At 31.8% G+C, this 19482-nt stretch carries 15 protein-coding genes; 4 read left to right on the top strand and 11 right to left on the bottom strand.

Annotated elements, in window-relative coordinates:
* From ABJI11_RS06295 to ABJI11_RS06345, 11 genes are all read right to left on the bottom strand, one after another.
* Positions 1 to 448, bottom strand: a 448-nt coding sequence (locus tag ABJI11_RS06295) for a hypothetical protein (protein WP_348350452.1), incomplete at its 3' end; no start/stop codon positions are given.
* 192 nt (positions 449 to 640) lie between these two features.
* Positions 641 to 1573, bottom strand: coding sequence for an ATP-grasp fold amidoligase family protein (locus ABJI11_RS06300; RefSeq protein ID WP_348350454.1), 933 nt, complete (start codon positions 1571 to 1573; stop codon positions 641 to 643).
* 64 nt (positions 1574 to 1637) lie between these two features.
* A complete protein-coding gene (locus tag ABJI11_RS06305; protein WP_348350456.1) occupies positions 1638 to 2981 on the bottom strand; it encodes a lipid II flippase MurJ in 1344 nt (447 codons plus the stop codon).
* Positions 2978 to 4081: a glycosyltransferase family 4 protein gene (locus tag ABJI11_RS06310; protein WP_348350458.1), complete on the bottom strand. Its 1104-nt coding sequence runs from the start codon at positions 4079 to 4081 to the stop codon at positions 2978 to 2980. The genes ABJI11_RS06305 and ABJI11_RS06310 overlap by 4 nt, the downstream gene beginning before the upstream one ends.
* A 202-nt stretch (positions 4082 to 4283) precedes the next feature.
* The gene (locus ABJI11_RS06315) at positions 4284 to 6158 is read right to left on the bottom strand and encodes a hypothetical protein (RefSeq protein WP_348350460.1); all 1875 of its coding nucleotides are present in this window, start codon (positions 6156 to 6158) and stop codon (positions 4284 to 4286) included.
* Positions 6159 to 6791: 633 nt separating this feature from the next.
* Positions 6792 to 8072 (bottom strand): nucleotide sugar dehydrogenase, encoded by a 1281-nt coding sequence (locus ABJI11_RS06320; protein ID WP_348350461.1) that lies wholly within the window; start codon positions 8070 to 8072, stop codon positions 6792 to 6794.
* Between the two features lie 91 nt (positions 8073 to 8163).
* Positions 8164 to 9156, bottom strand: coding sequence for an SDR family oxidoreductase (locus tag ABJI11_RS06325; protein ID WP_348350462.1), 993 nt, complete (start codon positions 9154 to 9156; stop codon positions 8164 to 8166).
* Between the two features lie 71 nt (positions 9157 to 9227).
* Complete coding sequence (locus ABJI11_RS06330) at positions 9228 to 10139, bottom strand: hypothetical protein (RefSeq protein ID WP_348350464.1); 912 nt, start codon at positions 10137 to 10139, stop codon at positions 9228 to 9230.
* Between the two features lie 4 nt (positions 10140 to 10143).
* The gene (locus tag ABJI11_RS06335; RefSeq protein ID WP_348350466.1) at positions 10144 to 11577 is read right to left on the bottom strand and encodes an MBOAT family O-acyltransferase; all 1434 of its coding nucleotides are present in this window, start codon (positions 11575 to 11577) and stop codon (positions 10144 to 10146) included.
* Positions 11578 to 11622: 45 nt separating this feature from the next.
* On the bottom strand, positions 11623 to 12651 hold the full coding sequence (locus ABJI11_RS06340) for an NAD-dependent epimerase (protein ID WP_348350468.1): 1029 nt from the start codon (positions 12649 to 12651) through the stop codon (positions 11623 to 11625).
* On the bottom strand, positions 12648 to 14045 hold the full coding sequence (locus ABJI11_RS06345; RefSeq protein WP_348350469.1) for a nucleotide sugar dehydrogenase: 1398 nt from the start codon (positions 14043 to 14045) through the stop codon (positions 12648 to 12650). Before ABJI11_RS06345 ends, ABJI11_RS06340 begins: the two co-directional genes overlap by 4 nt.
* Before the next feature lie 301 nt (positions 14046 to 14346).
* On the opposite strand from ABJI11_RS06345, the gene ABJI11_RS06350 reads away from it, so the two are divergent.
* The 4 genes from ABJI11_RS06350 (at position 14347) to ABJI11_RS06365 (ending at position 19475) form a co-directional block, all read left to right on the top strand.
* Entirely contained in the window at positions 14347 to 15333 is a 987-nt protein-coding gene (locus ABJI11_RS06350; protein WP_348350470.1) for a UDP-glucuronic acid decarboxylase family protein, read from the top strand.
* 264 nt (positions 15334 to 15597) lie between these two features.
* Complete coding sequence (locus tag ABJI11_RS06355; protein WP_348350478.1) at positions 15598 to 16725, top strand: DegT/DnrJ/EryC1/StrS family aminotransferase; 1128 nt, start codon at positions 15598 to 15600, stop codon at positions 16723 to 16725.
* The gene (locus ABJI11_RS06360) at positions 16722 to 18659 is read left to right on the top strand and encodes a nucleoside-diphosphate sugar epimerase/dehydratase (protein ID WP_348350471.1); all 1938 of its coding nucleotides are present in this window, start codon (positions 16722 to 16724) and stop codon (positions 18657 to 18659) included. Before ABJI11_RS06355 ends, ABJI11_RS06360 begins: the two co-directional genes overlap by 4 nt.
* 36 nt (positions 18660 to 18695) lie before the next feature.
* Positions 18696 to 19475, top strand: coding sequence for a polysaccharide biosynthesis/export family protein (locus tag ABJI11_RS06365; protein WP_348350472.1), 780 nt, complete (start codon positions 18696 to 18698; stop codon positions 19473 to 19475).
* Positions 19476 to 19482 lie beyond the last annotated feature (7 nt).

Below are 19482 nucleotides of genomic sequence, written 5' to 3' on the forward strand. Positions count from 1 at the left end.
GAACTAAAATATTCTTTCTGTCTTTAATTATAGCTAATAGGTTTATAAGAATCCATATCACGATAAAAGTTCTCGATAAAGTAAGTATACCTGCAAGCGTAAATATAGCTTGGCCTATTAATCGATGTTTATGATTCATTATACTATAAGAAATGGCAACGCCTAGCAAACAGGTAATACCGGCAGAATTTGGATTTAAAAAAAAGCCACTATACCTGCCTTGTACAAGACCATATAGTGCGTTGGTATAAGGAAATACCAGAGCATTTAAAATTATACTCATTGCACCAATTAATAGAATATAAAAGAGGTCTTTATAAGATGAACGATGCATTACCTCTGTTATACCCAAAATTAAAACAATAAAACGAATAAATTCTTTAATTAATTCTATTTCAAAACCATAGTAATTAAAGCTACTTATGGTAAAATATAATATTGTAAACAATAAAAAAGCTATAACTGGTTTTTGTTTAGGTTTTGATTTTATAAAGTAAAAGAGTAATAATAAAGATGTAAGAATACTTACTGCAGATGATAATGATGGATTAGTGTATACCAATAAAAAACCTGGTATATTACATAATACCAAAAACAAAATCAAATATCTTAATAACTGTATTTTCAAAACTTGAATAAATTAATTTTCATTTAGTTTAACCATATCACCTAATTTGTAATCCCATTCTTCTGGTTCAATTGGTCTACAGCCACTATCATGATGAAAAGTAATTTCTCCAAAATATAATTTGTCATCGACATCGTACCAATCTATTCTAGAATAGTCGAACGGATTTGCTAATTTGTTAGATAATTCACACATTTTCTGTAATTTATTAGGAGGTGGTACGTCAAATTTAGCAGGATTAGTTTGTTTATTCTTAGAAACAGATGTCCATTTAAATGGACATCTTGTCCAGTCTGTATAATACCAGTTTCGATAGTGTTCATTTGAACCTCTACCTATATCCACTTGAATCATGTGTGCTTTACCATTAAAGCAATGAACTTTGTAATCAAGAGGAATTTTACCATCTTTAGTAATAAGTAATTTTTCTATTATAATACGAGGGACTATGTTTTTATACTGCCATTCCTTTTTAGATTTATAATAGTTGTTTTTCAGTCTTAAAGAAAATAAATTTTGTATTTCTTGATAATTAATTTTTTTCTTATCATAAACAAAAATACCACCACTACTGTCATGATTAGCTTTGATGATGGAAGGGAAATCGGGTATGTTTTCAGGTTTTATGTCACTAGGGTTTTGAGTTTCAAAATGTAAGGGAACTAAATATTCTTCTCCAATTTTTTCTTTAATATAGTTACGTACTTCGTACTTATCCGCACATTGAGTATGTATAGGTCTTCTATCGTTTAACTTTAACCAATTAATCTTTTCATTTAAAGTTTTTGGATTTTTTAAGTTTAAAGATTTTTTTCTTCTTTTCTTATAATTGTAGCGTACGACCCATTTATCTGGCCATAGGTTATCCTTACTGTAATGAAAAGTGTAAATCATTAATTTTCCAAGTAAAGTATTGTGATAAATCCAAAAAAAAATTTTTTTCATACTGTTTTATTGAAGCGTAGATTTTATAAATACGGAATAAAAGCACATTTATTGTATTTAATATTTATTCTCTTGCTTTTAATCGATTTAAGTACCAATACATAATCATACTCTTTAAAACGGTAATGATTGTAGTACATAACGCAATGCCAAATATTCCATATATATTCATTAAAAAATAGTCTAAAATTAAGTTTAAAATTAGGGCTACCAATGAAATATATGCCATTATGCTATTTTTGTTGATACTAGTTGCAAAATTAATCATTATCATACCAACAATTTTAAAGGGAATATAAGCTAGAAAAATTTTTTGAATAGTAGAAACTACTTGGGAGTCTTCTGCTGTAAATTCTTTTCTTTCAAACAAAAGGGCTACAATAAAATCAGATAATAAAATTCCAAAAACAGTTATAATTACAAGTCCAATAAAAACCCATTTTATATTTTTGAAAAGGTTTTCAAAAGCTAGTTTTCTATTGCTTAGAGCCAATTTTGTAAAATATGGAAGCAAAACATTACCCATGGCAATTAATAACAAACTACTTAAAAAAGCAGGAATTTTTAAACCATAATTAAGTGCGGCAATAGAGCCTATGACTAATTGTGCAGCAAAAAATTGATCAACAACAGAGTTCAAAGCTGTTAACAGGCCTGAGGTGATTTTTGCAGGTAATTGTTGAAATGCTATTATAATATTGCTATTTTTATAATCAGGCTTACCTAAAACTATAAGCTTCTTATATTTTGAAACAATTAATAAATATAAACAACTAGCGAAAGCCCCTAAAGTAGTACCCCACGCCAGTAATGATTCTTTAAGATGTTCTTTAAATAAAAGTACCCCTACAAGTATAAAAATTGGAGTAAAAATACCAGAAAACGAACTAAATTTATATTCTTCATTGACATTTAATAAAGCTCCGAGAGTGGAGGCAAGACCCCAAAAAAATATAGCAAATAAAAGAATGGGTAATTGTTCTTTTACTAATAAGTAAAATTCTATTGATTTGTTTGGGTATAAAACTTCTAGAAAAGTATTTGTTGATAAGTAAGTTATTACTGCAAAAAACAAACTTACAAAGACGGTAACAAACAAACTGGTTGTTTGAAAACTTCCAATGTTTCCCTTTTTCTCAAGTTCATTTATATAATTCGGTATTAATACAGTTTTGAAAGAGTTTAGAAAAACACTGTTGATGACGCCTGGTATTAATAATGCTACATAAAAGGTGTCTAATTGAAGAGACAAACCAAAATTTGCTGCTACAACAGTTTCCTTGAAAAAACCTAAAACACTTATAAATAGTGTTACTCCACTAACCAAAATTAAATTTTGTAATACTTTTTTACGTATTAATTCTTTTAATTTTAGTTTTATTGTTGATATAATAAAACCGAATTTCATGAATTTTGAAGAGTTGTGTTAATTAATTTTTCCCAATGTTTAGTGACTTTATCTTCTTCTAAATGAGTAACACTTTTTGCGGCTTTTTGCCCCATTATTTGTCTTAAGTCTTTATTACGAATTAGTTTATCAATAGTCTTTGCCAATATTTCAATATTATCAACTGGTGTCAAAAAGCCATTTACACCATCTTTAATTAATTCTTGTGGACCCGTAGGGCAATCTGTAGATATACAGGGTAAACCCATGTACATAGCTTCTGTTAAAGCATTTGGGAACCCTTCAAATCGACTGGGGAAAATAAAAATTTTTGATTTTAGGAGGTAATTGGAAATATAATTATTACGTCCATTTAGGATGATTTTATCTTCCATTTCAAGTTCTTTAATTAGGCTGGTATACTCTTTTCTTTTTGGACCCTCTCCTAATAAATGTAATTGCCAGTTAGGTGCATTAACTTGAGCAAAAGCTCTAATGGCTATATCTTGTCCTTTTTGTCGATTTAAACTACCTACATTTAGAATAATATTTTCTTTATGAATTCTAAGATTTTTTTTTGCCTCGGAATGATTTTTTGAAATAGGATTAGCCAAAATTTTAATCTTTTCTTCTTTCATAGTATTCTTGAAAAAATCGAATATAGGTTTAGTTTGAACGACTAATATATTTGTTTTGGGGTATGTAATTCTTCGCATGACTTTCCAGAAATTAGATATACTAGCAAGAGGGGGATAATTTCTTTCACTTACAATTACGGGTATTTTTAATGCTTTTGCTGTAAAAATTGCTAAAACATTAGACTCTGTCATAAAACCTATAATAATATCTATAGACTCATTTTTACAAATTTTTTTTATATCCTTATATAAATAGCAGTTTGTTTTTAATGAGTTTAGAAGCTTGTTTTTCAATCTGAATTTGTGATCCTTACATGCGATAACTTTAATATTTTCTTTTAATTTATAGAAGGGTTTGTCATTTATTATAGTAATTATAGTAATATTGAAATTATTGCATAATCCATTGGATAAAGTAGATACAACCCTTTCTGCTCCTCCAGAATTTAAAGAATAGATTAAAAAAGCAATGTTTTTTTTCATTTTTATAAAGGGCTAAAGGTAATAGATTATCTGAAATTGTTTTATAAAAGTTTTTTGCTGATAAATAGACATGGTGATCTGAAATTAGAATTAAGAAAAATCTAATTTTCAGTATATAACGTACAAAACGGATAGAAATTATTTGTCAAAAAAAAAAGACGTTCATTTGAACGTCTTTTACTTCTATCAAGTTAGGTTATATTTACTTCGTAATTGAGGCGAAAAACACTTCAATATTAGTGTAGCCATCTCCATCATGATCATCATTTGGTTTTTTACTTAAATTTCCAAAATAACTCTTTTCCCATTCGTCAGCCATTCCATCATAGTCAGTATCATATGAAGAGGAATGAGAAGAGCTTGGTTTTACTGGTATAGACAAAGAGCTAAATGACCCTGTGTTGTTATTGTAGTCAGCTATAGCTTCTTCATCAGTACTATCTCTAAAAAGACTATTTCCGACACCATTGATAACTCTATTTTCAATTCCTGATATTGTGGTTTCCCAGTTATTCTTTACGCTATTAGTTATAACTCTATTTGAAGACTTATATTCGACAACATCTGTTCCATAGATTGAATTTGTATGAGGGTTTAATTGGAAATTATTTGCAACATAAAAAGCACCATCAGTTATTTTTGCATTTGGGTTGTTATATTTATTAGCTTTCCAAGCAATAGCGATATTTCGAGGCAGATGATTGATAAAGGATTTGTAAATATTTCCAATTACATCTATTCTATTTCCCCAAACCATATTCATTCCCTCTTCATAGCCATAAGTGATATTATTTATAAATTCCGAAGTTTCTTCATTAATGCCATAACCAACTAATGCATTTCTTTCTCCAGTATGAGACATATAGTTTCCTATGAAAGAAAAATTAAAATTATTTCTTCCAAATAAAAATGTGTAACTGTTATTAGCATTGGTAATCATAGAATTTTGTATGGTAACATTATTTACACCTTCACAACTAAGATTTTCGTCATCTCCATTAGATAGTGAAACATGGTCTACTATTATATTGTTCATGTCATAATCAGAGCTATGCCAATTTAATATCCTTAAACAATCAAAATCTGTATCTATATTATCATTACTATTAACTCTTATAGATATATGTCTTATAATTACTTCTTTGCAAAAGACTTCAAAGCTACTTCGTCTAATTGTAATTCCAGGATAAGGTGCGGTCTCACCAGCTATAGTGACATTTTCTAAGCTTTTATTCTTTTCCGGATTAGAACTTCCAAGAAATAATGGTTCAGTAAGATTGATATCTCCCCCGACATCAAAAACAATAGTTCTAGGACCAGTTGTTTCAATTGCTTCTCTTAAACTCCCGTTTCCATCATCATTTAGATTCGTAACATGTATGATTTGTCCTCCACGACCACCAATAGTATTTCTTCCAAAGCCTTCTGCTCCGGGGAATGCAAATAATTGACCCATATCAAAACTTTGATTTTCATTTATATTTGATTCGCTTGATTCGGGGTCAGTACTACTAACGGTAACCGTAGCTTCTTCTTGAGTAACAGTTCCTGTTTCTTCGTCTACAACTTCAGCAGTATACGTAAATGTATCTTCTGTAGGGGTTTCGTCTTGTCTATTAGCGTCCTCTGAAGATGTTGTTTCTTCCGGGGTTGTTTCCTCCGGGGTTGGTTCTTCGGGAGTTGTTTCCTCAGGAGTTGTTTCCTCTGGAGTTGATTCCACTGGAGTTGTTTCTTCTGGAGTTGTTTCTTCTGGGGTAGTTACTGCTCCCGACCTATAAGTTAATGTGTTGTCATCATTAATGGTGACAAAACCATTAATAGGCGTAGAGGTTTCAATAATGGTAATGTTGGCGTTAGCATCTAAATTATCATTGTTTAACACATCCATTAAAATAGTATTTTGACCAGGAGCCATATAAAAACTATCGTTGGTAAGTATTGTTAAACTTTGAAGATCATCATTATCATTAATGACATATTCAGATAAAAGATCGGCATCTTTACTACATGAGAATAGAAAGAAAAAGGCAAACAAAGATATGCCCATTTTTGAAGTAAAACGTAGAAACTTTGACATAAGTAGGTAAATTGCTTTTTGCATTAAAAATAATAACTATTTGGGTTGCAATAATAATCTAATATTTTTTTGTGTCGATGAAATAACCATTTTTTTCGATGAACTGCATGTTGGTTTTTTTGGGGTACTTGTAGTCTAACGCTTTTAATGATTTTTTATTTGTTCTTTATCTTGATAATCGATTAAAGGTAAATACCTTAAGAATAGATGAGATTTTTATTTGCAACCCTTGTGTTACGTAGCAAGTCGGTTAATTGGATGTTTTTGATCGATGAAATACCTCTTTATTATTAGAAAATCGACTAAATACCACTTTTGTTAACATCTCTATAAGAAAAACCCCAACACTTTTGTCTCATTTAAGAATTTGTTTGATGCTAAAAATAGAATTGGAAGTAATAACGCTATGTTAGAGTTTCTAGATTATTAAAATGAAAATCCTGTATAAATTTCAATTTATACAGGATTTAATCTTTTCTCAAAAATTGAGATTATAATGCTCGAACACTTAGGTTAAGCTCTTCAATTCAATGCTTCAAGAGCTCATCTCAGTGTTGTTGACCTAGAATTTGATGGTTCTATTTTGATAATGCTTTATGAATATGCAAAGCGCAGATTTGCTAAAAGTGAATATTAAAGTCTTGCGTCAACATCTTTCTTTAGAATGCCTTTTACGTCATATAAAACACCTTCTGGGTTTAATAAACTTCTTAATTCCATTTCCAAAAACTCTTTATGAGCTACAGTAAGAACGATAGCGTCGAATTTTTCTTCAGGTAATTCTTTAACGACCTCCATTTTGTATTCATGTGCAACTTCTTTTGCAGAAGCCCAAGGGTCATATATGGTAACTTCAGTTCCGTAAGACCTTAGATTACTAATAACATCGACAGCTTTCGTATTTCTAACGTCTGGGCAATTTTCTTTAAAAGTGATACCTAAAACAAGAATTTTACTTCCTTTAATTTTTATATCTCTTTGAACCATAAGTTTTACGACTTCAGAAGATACGTATTTGCCCATAGTATCGTTCATGCGTCGGCCTGCTAAAATAATTTCTGGATGATAGCCAAATTCTTGTGCTTTTTGAGCTAGATAATAAGGGTCAACACCAATACAATGGCCGCCTACTAGACCTGGTTTAAAGGGTAGGAAATTCCATTTAGTGCCGGCAGCTTCTAAAACATCATGTGTGTCAATATCCATTAAGTTGAAAATCTTAGCCAGTTCATTAACAAAGGCAATGTTAATGTCTCTTTGCGAATTTTCAATAACCTTTGCAGCTTCGGCAACTTTAATTGTTGGTGCTAAATGTGTACCTGCAGTAATTACGGAGGCATACAAAGCATCTACTTTTTTTCCTACTTCTGGGGTAGAGCCAGAGGTTACTTTTAAAATTTTTTCTACAGTATGTTCCTTGTCGCCTGGATTAATGCGTTCTGGAGAGTACCCGGCAAAAAAATCTTGATTATATACCAAGCCAGTTTCTGTTTCTAAAACAGGAATACATTCGTCTTCGGTAACACCAGGGTATACGGTAGATTCATATATAACAGTGTCGCCTTTCTTTAAAACTTTACTAACTGTTTCTGATGCCTTATATAAAGGAGTTAAAATAGGTCGGTTTGTACTGTCTACTGGCGTCGGTACTGTTACGATATAATAATTACAGTCTGCGATATCGTCGATTTGATTACTGCAGAACAAGCCGGTATCCATTTTGGGATTGTCTTTTAAAACCCCTTGTAAAATGTCATCTTCAACTTCTAAAGTGCTATCGTGCCCTTTTCGAAGTTCTGCTATACGGTCCGTATTGATGTCAAAACCAATAACGGGATACTTTGTAGCAAATAACCTAGCTAGTGGCAGCCCTACGTAACCTAATCCAATAATTGCTATTTTTATATCTTTCATAATAATTATATCATGGTTACAATAAGTAACCTTAATTTATTTATAAGTTACGATAAGCAACTTTTTAAAATTTATTTTAACTCTTAAAACTTTATTTCAAATTCTCCCAATACCATTTAACCGCCTCTTTAAGCCCGGTTTTTATGTCAAATTGAGGATTGTAATTTAGTAATTCTTTTGCTTTGTCTACAGAAGCTAAAGAATGTGGTACATCGCCAGCTCTAGTTGGCCCGTATACATTTTTAATATCTTTTATTTTAGGATCGTATTCGGCTAAATATTCTTTTAAGAGTTCAGTTAGCTCGTTTAAATCTGTACGTTCACCATAAGCCGTGTTATATACGGTATTCATCGCGTTTTGGTTCTCAGATACCATTGCTCTCACATTCATTTGAATAACATTGTCTATATAGGTAAAATCTCTAGAAAAAGAACCATCGCCATTGATAACGGGAGATTCATGTTTCATGAGCTGCATCACAAATTTTGGAATTACTGCAGCATAAGCACCGTTAGGATCTTGTTTTCTTCCAAAAACATTAAAATAGCGTAAACCTATAGTTTCTATATCATATGTTTTGCTAAAAACATCGGCATATAATTCATTTACATATTTAGTAATAGCGTAGGGGGAGAGCGGTTTACCAATTATATCTTCAACTTTAGGCATGTTAGTAGAATCGCCATAGGTAGATGAGCTTGCTGCATATATAAACCGTTTTACTTTGGCATCTCTTGCAGCGACCAACATGTTTAAAAAACCAGAAACATTTACGTCATTACTGGTAATTGGATCGTTTATAGATCTTGGTACTGATCCCAATGCCGCTTGGTGTAAAATGTAATCTACATCGGCACATGCTTTTTGGCAATCATCTAAATTTCTAATATCACCTTCTATCAAAGTAAATTTAGAATTTTCTATGAAAGGGGCTACATTTTCACGTTTGCCAGTAGCAAAATTATCTAAACAGGTAACTTGGTTTCCGTTTGCTAATAAAGCATGACATAAATTAGAGCCTATAAAGCCGGCTCCGCCAGTAACTAATATGTGAAAACTTGAATTTAGATTGTAAAGGTTCATTTAAAATTTGATTGTTTGTTTTTAATAAAATTCATTGTTCGTTTTTTGTTTGCCATGTTAAATCAGAAATATTAATTAATGTTTTTGGCAACCAATTTGGCGGCTTCCCAGTGACCTAAACAGGTCCAATGTGCATCATGATCAAAAGACCAATTTTTATTATCCTCTGCCTTAAGTATAAGTATATTAAAATTGTTTTCTTTCAATAATCTAATAATTTCTGAATTAGGATTTGGTCTTAAAACTAAAGTAATGTTCTTTTTATTGTATTTATTGTTGCTATATGACAATAATTTGTTGATTTCATTTAACTCTGTTTTACTTACAGAATGCGAAGTTTTAGTTTTTACGGTGGGAGATGTTTTAGCCTTATGCCGTCCACCAACATAATAGTTGGTATATAAGTAATATATAAATTTCCAGTTATACAGTATTTTTTTTATTCCAGCAGATTTAATTTGGCCTGGTATTATTTTGTTGGTTTTACTATTGTACTGTGTAATGTCGGACATTTTTTTGATCTCTGAGATACTTTCCGTAAAATCTGAATCATGTACATAAATCAGTTGTTTAATAGGGTTAAGAGAATCTAAGTGTGTAGCTATTTGCAGGGCTTCTATAAAAGAGATGCCTGACCTGGATACTTCGTAAAAATTATATTTTGGCTGTAACTTTTTTAAAACCATAGATTGACGGCAAGAATCTGGATTCATGAAATTCTCAATATAGGAATCGCCAATAATCGTTATCAAATTGTTATGTGAATCTGGTAAATCTCCAGGCCATCCATCTTTGTTTATGTGCCAAGTATGTGTACCGCCAACCCAAAACCCATTTTGATTTGGTTTGTATTTTTGAATATCGTTCTTGTCAATAACCCGACTGGGTATGTCTGAAGTAGTGTAAAATGCACGAGATATACATTCACCAAGAAGTAACCCTATGATACAGAACAGAAAGAAATTTCTAAAGAGTATTTTCATGCTATTAAAATTGGAAATATATAAATTCTTGTTCTTGACCAGCGAATAAAAATAATATCAGAATTATACCGTAATAAAACGACCACCTTAAATATTTAGGTAATACATTAATACGTTCTATGGCAAATTGTGATGAGCGCCCTAGCCATTCTATAATTAATAGCATGAGTATTAGGAAGGGAAGTTCTGTAGGTACTGAAAAAGGAACAACTTGACTATTGCCTTTAAAAATATGAAGAATATAGTCAAAAGCATTATGTACAGAGTTTGCCCTAAAGAATATCCAAGCGAATACAGTTAACGTAAAAGTTATTGCAATTTGGGTAGTTTCTTTTAGGTTTGGTAGCCACCTGTCCTGTGCTACGTTATTGGTGTTTAGTCTATTTTTATTACGTAATAGTAATGGTAGAAAATATAATGCGTTCAATAGGCCCCAAATAATAAAGGTCCAATTTGCGCCATGCCAAAATCCACTGACCAGAAAAATAATAAAGGTGTTCCTGATTTTCATTTTCATACCACCTTTACTTCCTCCTAACGGAATGTAGAGGTAATCCCTAAACCATGTAGATAAGGAAATGTGCCATCTTCTCCAAAATTCAGCTATATCTCTTGAGAAATAAGGGAAGGCAAAATTTTGCATAAGGTTAAAGCCAAACAAACGAGATGTACCAATGGCAATATCTGAATATCCACTGAAATCGCCATAAATCTGAAAAGTAAAGAATATTGCCCCAAGAATTAAGTTTCCAGATGAATAATCTGTGTGGTCATTAAAAATAATGTTGGCATATGTTGCACAGTTATCCGCAATGATAACTTTTTTAAATAGCCCCCAAAGTATTTGTCTTAAACCTAGTATGGCTTGGTGGTAATTGAAAACCCTCTTGTTATAAAATTGAGGTAGTAAATTGGTAGCTCTTTCAATTGGTCCTGCTACCAATTGCGGAAAGAAGCTAACAAAAGCTGCAAATGCGATCAAATTTTTAGTTGGCTCCAATTTTTTCTTGTAGACATCAATAGTATAGCTCAACGTTTGAAATGTGTAAAAGCTAATGCCAACAGGCAAAATGATGTTTAAGGTATTGGGTTGAATTTCTTTGCCAAAGAATGAAAAAGCATCTGTAAAACTGTGAACGAAGAAATTGTAATATTTAAAAAATCCTAGAAATCCTAAATTTATAATTATACTTAGCCATAGGTATAATTTTCTTTTTCCATTATTGATTTCATTTTTTAAAAGCCTACCTATGCTATAATCTACAAGGGTGCTAAAAAGGATGAGTGATAGAAATCGCCAATCCCACCAGCCATAAAATAAATAACTTGCTACGACAATTAAGAAATTTTGTAACCTTAGGTTTTTCTGACAAATAAACCAATATAGAACAAAAACAATTGGTAGAAAGACAGCAAAATCTATGGAATTAAAAAGCATCTAATCGTTAGTTGTAAAGTTTTTTTTAAAAAAATCAGTCGCATTCTAAGAATTTAAATAATATCCCTTATACCATTCTACAAAATGTTGAACACCTGTTTTTATAGGAGTGTTAGGGCTGTAATTGTAATCTGCTATTAAATCATCTACATTGGCCCAAGTTCTTTCAACATCGCCAGGTTGCATAGGGTACATGTCTTTTTTTGCCTCGGTATTTAAGCTTTCTTCAATAGCGGTAATAAAGTCCATCAATTTAACAGATTTACTATTCCCAATATTATAAATTTTAAATAAACCTTCTTTCTTTTTTTGTTCCGTAACAGGTTTTTGAATAATTCGCACAACACCTTCGGTAATATCATCAATGTATGTGAAATCTCGTTCTAATTTGCCGTTGTTGAAAACCTTAATAGGTTTGTCATTAACAATGGCATCAGTAAATAAAAACATGGCCATATCTGGTCTGCCCCACGGTCCATACACAGTAAAGAACCGTAACCCTGTTGTTTTAAAACCATATAAATGCGCATATGTATGCGCCATTAATTCATTGCTCTTTTTTGTTGCGGCATACAAACTAATGGGGTGGTCTACATTGTCACTAGTTTCAAAAGGTATTTTTTCGTTTAAACCATAGACACTTGAGCTACTAGCGTAGACCAAGTGTTTAATTTTATGATGACGACAACATTCTAAAATATTTAAAAAGCCTACTACGTTGCTATCTACATACGCTTCTGGGTTTTCTAAACTATAGCGTACACCGGCTTGGGCCGCTAAATTGCAAACCTTGTCAAATTTTTCTGCCGTAAAAAGTGTTGGAAGATTCTCGCGATCCTCTAAATTTAAACGGATAAATGAAAATTGAGAATTACTTTCACTAATAGCAATTTTGTTAAAAACTTCAGCCTTGCCTTTAGAGATACCTAATTCCTTTAATCTATCATACTTTAAATTTACATCGTAGTAATCGTTGATGTTATCTAAACCAACAACGGTATGCCCACTTTTTAAAAGAGATTTAGAAACAAAAAAGCCTATGAAACCGGCAGCACCCGTAACTAAGATTTTCATGATTGCCCTATTTTGTAATAATTAAATCCTATGGAATTCATGGTTTCATGGTCTAACAAACGTCTTCCGTCAAAAACAAACGCAGGTTTTAGCATTTGGTCATAGATGCTTGTCCAATCATAAGTTTTAAACTCGTCCCATTCTGTTAATATGGCAACAGCATGTGCTTCTTTTGTAGCATCTATAGGGTCATTACTGACTTTTAATAGTCTTCTGTTTTCTTCTGGAGAGCGTGTTCCTAAATAATCTAAATCTGCATAAATTCTTTCTGCAGTTACCTTTGGGTCGTATACTGTAATTTCAGCGTTCTCATCTAATAAAGCATCTGCAACAGCTATTGCCGGAGATTCTCTTGTATCATTGGTATCTTTTTTAAATGCCCAACCATAAAGAACAATTTTTTTGCCTGAAATGGTATTGTATAAAGAAGAGATAATATGTTCTGCAAAACGACTTTTTTGATAATCGTTTGCGATAATTACTTGTTCCCAGTAATCTGCTACTTCGGTAAGACCGTAAGAACGAGCAATGTAAACTAGATTTAAAATATCTTTTTGAAAACAAGACCCCCCAAAACCTACGGATGCATTTAAGAATTTAGATCCAATACGGCTGTCATAACCAATAGCTCTAGAAATCTCTTGAATATTGGCATCTGTTTTTTCACACAATGCAGATATGGTATTGATGGAAGATACTCTTTGTGCTAAAAATGCATTTGCCACTAATTTAGATAATTCTGAAGACCATACATTTGTCTGCAAAATTCTATCTTCTGGTAACCATTGGGCATAAATAGAACTTAAGGTGTCTTTTGCTTCTTGACCTGAAGGTGTATCATCACCACCTATTAAAACCCTGTCTGCATTTAAAAGATCATCTATAGCTGTGCCTTCAGCTAAAAATTCAGGATTGGATAATATTTCAAAATTTACTTGGTTACCCGTATGTTGCAAAATACTTTTTATGGCACTAGCTGTACGTACAGGTAAGGTTGATTTTTCTACGACTATTTTATCGTCTTTTGCAACCTTAGCGATATTTCTTGCACAAAGTTCAACAAATTTTAAATCGGCAGCTTGCCCTTTTCCTTTACCATAGGTTTTGGTAGGGGTGTTTACCGAAATAAAAATAATCTGAGCTTCATCGATTGCTTTATCGACTTCAGTTGAAAAAAATAGATTTTTATTTCTAGCCTTGCCAACAATTTCCTTTAAACCAGGCTCATATATAGGGAGGTTGTCTAGGTTGTCATCGTTCCAACTATCAATTCTTTCTTGGTTGATGTCTACAACGGTTACTTTAATATCTGGGCATTGACTTGCGATAACTGACATGGTAGGGCCACCTACGTAACCAGCGCCAATACAGCATATATTTGTAATTTTTTTCATATTTTTAAATTGAAACTTTTGCAAAATTTGCAAAGATAAATGAATAAGTAATATTTAGTCGTTTAAGGGGTGATTTAATAGTTTTTATGTTTTTTTTACTTGAAATAATAATAAGATAAAATTAAAACAGTTAATCATGAGTAGGATTCAATGAAAATTAAAATCTTCCATATGATGAACTGCATTTTTGATAGTTTAGTATGATTTCATCCTATAATTTTGAATTTGAAAGTATTTTCTGTAATCATTTTTTGTGCTTACTATCATTGACCTATCTTCGTAATATCTAAATAATAATATTTTGAAAAAAGTTTTAATTACCGGTGGAGCTGGATTTTTAGGATCCCATCTCTGCGACCGTTTTATAAAAGAAGGCTATCATGTAATAGCTATGGATAATCTCATAACGGGAGATATCAAGAATTTAGAACATTTATTCCCTTTAGAACAGTTTGAATTTTTTCACCATGATGTTTCTAAATTCGTTCATATAGCCGGAGATTTAGATTATATTTTACACTTCGCATCACCTGCAAGCCCTATAGATTATTTGAAAATACCTATTCAAACTTTAAAAGTAGGAGCACTTGGTACACATAATCTGTTAGGTTTAGCAAAAGAAAAAAATGCAAGAATATTAATTGCATCTACTTCTGAGATTTACGGTGACCCTTTAGTTCATCCGCAAACAGAAGAGTATTATGGAAATGTAAATACTATAGGTCCTCGTGGAGTTTATGACGAGGCTAAACGTTTTATGGAGTCAATTACTATGGCTTATAATAGGTTTCATGGTGTAGAGACCAGAATTGTAAGAATATTTAATACATATGGTCCAAGAATGAGACTGAACGATGGGCGTGTTATTCCTGCATTTATCGGTCAGGCTTTAAGGGGTGAAGATTTGACAGTTTTTGGGAAAGGTGACCAAACAAGGTCTTTTTGTTATGTAGATGATGAAGTGGAGGGCATTTATAGGTTGTTGTTAAGTGATTATGATCAACCTGTTAATATTGGTAATCCACATGAAATTACAATTAAAGATTTTGCAGAAGAAATAATTAAGTTAACTGGTACAACGCAGAAAGTTATCTATAAACCATTACCGCAAGATGACCCTATGCAACGCCAACCAGATATTTCTAAAGCAAAGGATATTTTAGGATGGGAACCAAAGGTTCTAAGGGAAGAAGGGATGAGAAAGACGTATGAGTATTTTAAATCATTGCCTTCTGATGATTTATATAAGAGAGATCATAAAGATTTTAGTACTTATAATAAGGTGTAGGTTGTTGCGTTATACTATCTAAAATTGCGATAAATGTATAAATTATACTATAAATAGCAGTGATTCTGGTGTTTTTGTAGAGTTTTAATTTGCTTCATTCATAGGTCTAAGGAAATAGTTCGTTAAAAGGTAAGAATTTACTTTAAAAGTTTTTGTAAAAGTAATTGAACGATTAATTTTTGGGATTAAACGAATTAAGATATCGTAATTTAAGATTAGATTTAAGTTGACGTACATTTACTCAAATATTAAAAGAACAAAGTGATAGATACAAAGGAAAAAATATGGTTATCCTCTCCTCACATGGGTGGGGCGGAACAGGATTATGTGAATCAGGCCTTTGAAACTAATTGGATTGCACCTTTAGGACCTAACGTTAATGCTTTTGAGCATGCGATTAGAAGTCAATTAGGTGATAAAGTGCATGTAGCTGCTTTAAGCTCAGGTACAGCTGCAATTCATTTGGGTCTTGAACTTTTAGGAGTAAAACAAGGTGATGAGGTGTTATGTCAAAGTTTTACCTTTTCGGCTTCAGCAAACCCAATAATGTATTTAGGGGCTACTCCGGTTTTCGTTGATAGCGAAGTGGATACTTGGAACATGTCTCCTGAACTTTTAAGAAAAGCGATTGAAAATAGAATTTTGGAGAAAGGATTGCCAAAAGCGATTATCGCTGTTCATCTTTATGGTATGCCATATAAGGTAGATGAAATTCATGCCATTGCCAAAGAGTTCAATATACCGGTATTGGAAGATAGTGCAGAAGCATTAGGTAGTGCTTATATGAACAGGCCTTGTGGAGCTTTTGGAGATATAGGCGTACTTTCTTTTAATGGAAATAAAATAATTACAACCTCAGGTGGTGGAGCTTTAACAGCAAAAAGCAAGGCTTTGACGGATAAAGCAATATTTTTAGCTACACAAGCAAGAGATGATGCACCACATTATCAACATTCCAATGTTGGTTATAATTATAGATTGAGCAATGTTTTAGCAGGTATTGGTCGTGGTCAGATGGAAGTTTTACAAGATCGAGTTGATTCTAGAAGAAGTAACTTTGAATTTTATAAAAATGAATTAGCTTCTTTAAAAGAAATTGAATTTTTATACGAAACAGAAGGGTGTTATTCAAACAGATGGTTAAGTTGTGTGCTTACACCTTCTTTTGAAATTAGAGAGCGAATTAGATTGGCATTGCTTGAAGAAAACATTGAGTCCAGACCATTGTGGAAACCACTGCATATGCAACCTGTATTTAGTGAGTATAAAAAATTTACCGACGGCACTTCCGAAAACTTGTTTAGTCGTGGTCTTTGTCTGCCAAGTGGTAGTAACCTAAGTGCAGAAGATTTGAAACGTGTTTCGGATTGTATTAAAAAAGTACTGTTATGATATTAAGATTCTTAAACTATACTTCACAACGTTATGCCTCTAAATGGCTGGTTTTATTTATAGACCTGCTTATTGTTGGTTTTTCGTTTGTGTTGTCTTATTTGATTAGATTTAATTTGACCTTTAATTTTGATGTTCAAAATTTATTGGTACAATTACCTTTGGTTATTCTTACCGCTTTACTTTCATTTGTAATTGTAGGTTCTTATAATGGTGTTGTACGCCATACAGGTGTTAGAGATGTTTATAATATTTTCAATGCAGTTTGTTTATCCAGTATCATTTTAATATTCATAGTAATAGGGAATAGGGAAGTAGCTTTTATAAACAGCTTTACGGTACCGTTATCTATTATCATCATTAATAGTTTAATCACATTTGTGGTATTAACAGCGTCAAGATTTGCTTTTAAATCATTGTATAATCGTATTAATGGTAGTTTAAAAGTTAATAAGCATGTTTTAATTTATGGGGCTGGGGAATCTGGAGTGCTTACCCGTAGCGCTATTACTAACCATTCTAAAAGTAGATATAAGGTAGTTGGATTTATAGATAGGGATGTTAAAAAAATAGGTAAGAATATAAACGGGGTTCCTGTATTTGCAAGAAAATCGTTGACTGAAGCTTTTATTGTTAAAAATAATATTTCAGAAATTATATTTTCTATACAGAATATAGATTCTGCCAAATTGCGTAAAACTGTTGAAGGACTTGTAGATTTACCTATAGTTGTTAAAATTGTACCGCCAATTGAAGATTGGATCAATGGCGAACTAAAGGTGTCTCAAATTAAACAAGTTCAAATAGAAGATTTACTGGATAGAGCACCGATTACGATAAAAAACAGTAAAATTTCCATGGAATTGATGAATAAATCAATAATGGTTACTGGTGGTGCTGGGTCAATTGGTAGTGAAATAGTTCGCCAGATTTGTAATTATTCTTACAAGTCGCTTATTGTTTTAGATTCAGCAGAATCTGCACTTTATGATTTGCAACAAGAATTAAAACAAAATGGGTTTCATAATTTTATACCTATTGTAACGGATATTAGAGATAAGAATAGAATGAATGCATTATTTAGCGAGCATAAACCAAATGTAGTGTTTCATGCCGCAGCATATAAGCATGTTCCTTTAATGGAATACAATTCTTACGAGGCAATTAAAATTAATATTGGCGGAACCAAAAATGTAGCAGACTTATCTGTAATACATAATGTCGAGAAATTTGTTTTTGTATCAACGGATAAAGCAGTGAACCCTACTAATGTAATGGGGGCAACCAAGCGTATTGCTGAAATGTATATTAGTTGTATGCAAAAAGAAAATAAAACTAGATTTATTACTACACGTTTTGGTAATGTTTTAGGTTCTAATGGATCGGTAATTCCTTTATTTAGAAAACAAATAGAAAAAGGTGGACCATTGACATTAACCCATAAAGATATTACACTTTATTTTATGACAATACCAGAAGCATCTCAATTAGTGTTAGAAGCTGGTGCTATGGGTGATGGTGGTGAGATATTTATTTTTGATATGGGAGAGTCTGTGAAAATATTTGATCTGGCAAAAAATATGATCAAACTTTCGGGCTTAAGATACCCAGAAGATATTGATATTAAAATTACCGGGTTACGCCCAGGAGAAAAGTTATATGAAGAGCTTTTGGCAAATGGAGAAAATACTTTGCCGACATATCATCAAAAGATTAAGATTAGTAAAGTTCGTGATGTTGAATATGCAAAAGTAAGATCTAAAATTGATGAATTGTGTATTACCAATATGTTCTTTAGCGGTAATACTGTTAAGTTGATGAAGGAGATTGTGCCAGAATATGTTTCTAAAAATTCGGATTTTTGCGAGTTGGATAAAGCAGGCAACCCTACGGATGGAAAGAACATTGCTCCCCTTAAAATTGTTCAACCTTAATTATAAAACACTAAACATTACTAACATTCTAGAATAATGAATTTATTGAAAACAAAAATTAAAAATTTCGTATTAATATTAAGTGTAGGTTTATTTATAGCTTCATGTGCCTCTAAACAAGATATTGTTTATTTTCAAGATGCGCAAGATTATGAGACTATTGTTAGTGATAATTCTCATGTAAACACGTATAAGGTTGATGATGTAATTTCAATTAATGTTTCTACTTTAGACTCTGAAGCAAGTTTACCTTTTAATGTATTTAAAGGTGTAATGACCAATGGGTCTAGACCGGAGCAGTTAGACTATATTATAGACAAACAAGGTAATATTGATTTTCCGGTACTTGGTGAAATTAAAATAGTAGGTTTGACTCCTGATGAAACTAAAAATCTTTTAAAGGAAAAATTGCAGCCTTATCTAAAAGACCCAATTATTAATATCAGATTGGTAAACTTTTCTGTAACTGTTTTAGGTCAGGTTAATAGGCCTGGAACTTATTTTGTAAATGGAGAACAAATTACCGTTTTAGAAGCTATAGGTTTAGCAAATGACCTTAATATAAAAGGTATGCGTGACAATGTTTTGGTCATTAGAGATTTTAATGGAACTAAAGTATATACACGAATAGATTTAACTAGTAAGGAGGCATTGAGTTCTCCTGTTTATTATTTAACTCAAAATGATGTAGTGTACGTGGAACCTAATAAATCTGCTGTTACGTCTTCTACCTTAGACGGTAGAGCAGGTATTGCTATTTCTGTTGCTTCATTATTAATTACAACTACTTTAATACTTATCAATAACAATAATTAATAGAGAT

The sequence above is a fragment of the Maribacter sp. genome (assembly GCF_039968975.1).
Classification (GTDB): Bacteria; Bacteroidota; Bacteroidia; order Flavobacteriales; family Flavobacteriaceae; genus Maribacter.

What these genes read in the sequence shown, in the direction of transcription:
- ABJI11_RS06300 (WP_348350454.1), bottom strand. Translation starts at nt 1,573, where the DNA reads ATGAAAAAAATTTTTTTTTGGATTTATCACAATACTTTACTTGGAAAA.
- ABJI11_RS06305 (WP_348350456.1), bottom strand. Translation starts at nt 2,981, where the DNA reads ATGAAATTCGGTTTTATTATATCAACAATAAAACTAAAATTAAAAGAA.
- ABJI11_RS06310 (WP_348350458.1), bottom strand. Translation starts at nt 4,081, where the DNA reads ATGAAAAAAAACATTGCTTTTTTAATCTATTCTTTAAATTCTGGAGGA.
- ABJI11_RS06315 (WP_348350460.1), bottom strand. Translation starts at nt 6,158, where the DNA reads ATGTCAAAGTTTCTACGTTTTACTTCAAAAATGGGCATATCTTTGTTT.
- ABJI11_RS06320 (WP_348350461.1), bottom strand. Translation starts at nt 8,072, where the DNA reads ATGAAAGATATAAAAATAGCAATTATTGGATTAGGTTACGTAGGGCTG.
- ABJI11_RS06325 (WP_348350462.1), bottom strand. Translation starts at nt 9,156, where the DNA reads ATGAACCTTTACAATCTAAATTCAAGTTTTCACATATTAGTTACTGGC.
- ABJI11_RS06330 (WP_348350464.1), bottom strand. Translation starts at nt 10,139, where the DNA reads ATGAAAATACTCTTTAGAAATTTCTTTCTGTTCTGTATCATAGGGTTA.
- ABJI11_RS06335 (WP_348350466.1), bottom strand. Translation starts at nt 11,577, where the DNA reads ATGCTTTTTAATTCCATAGATTTTGCTGTCTTTCTACCAATTGTTTTT.
- ABJI11_RS06340 (WP_348350468.1), bottom strand. Translation starts at nt 12,651, where the DNA reads ATGAAAATCTTAGTTACGGGTGCTGCCGGTTTCATAGGCTTTTTTGTT.
- ABJI11_RS06345 (WP_348350469.1), bottom strand. Translation starts at nt 14,045, where the DNA reads ATGAAAAAAATTACAAATATATGCTGTATTGGCGCTGGTTACGTAGGT.
- ABJI11_RS06360 (WP_348350471.1), top strand. Translation starts at nt 16,722, where the DNA reads ATGATATTAAGATTCTTAAACTATACTTCACAACGTTATGCCTCTAAA.
- ABJI11_RS06365 (WP_348350472.1), top strand. Translation starts at nt 18,696, where the DNA reads ATGAATTTATTGAAAACAAAAATTAAAAATTTCGTATTAATATTAAGT.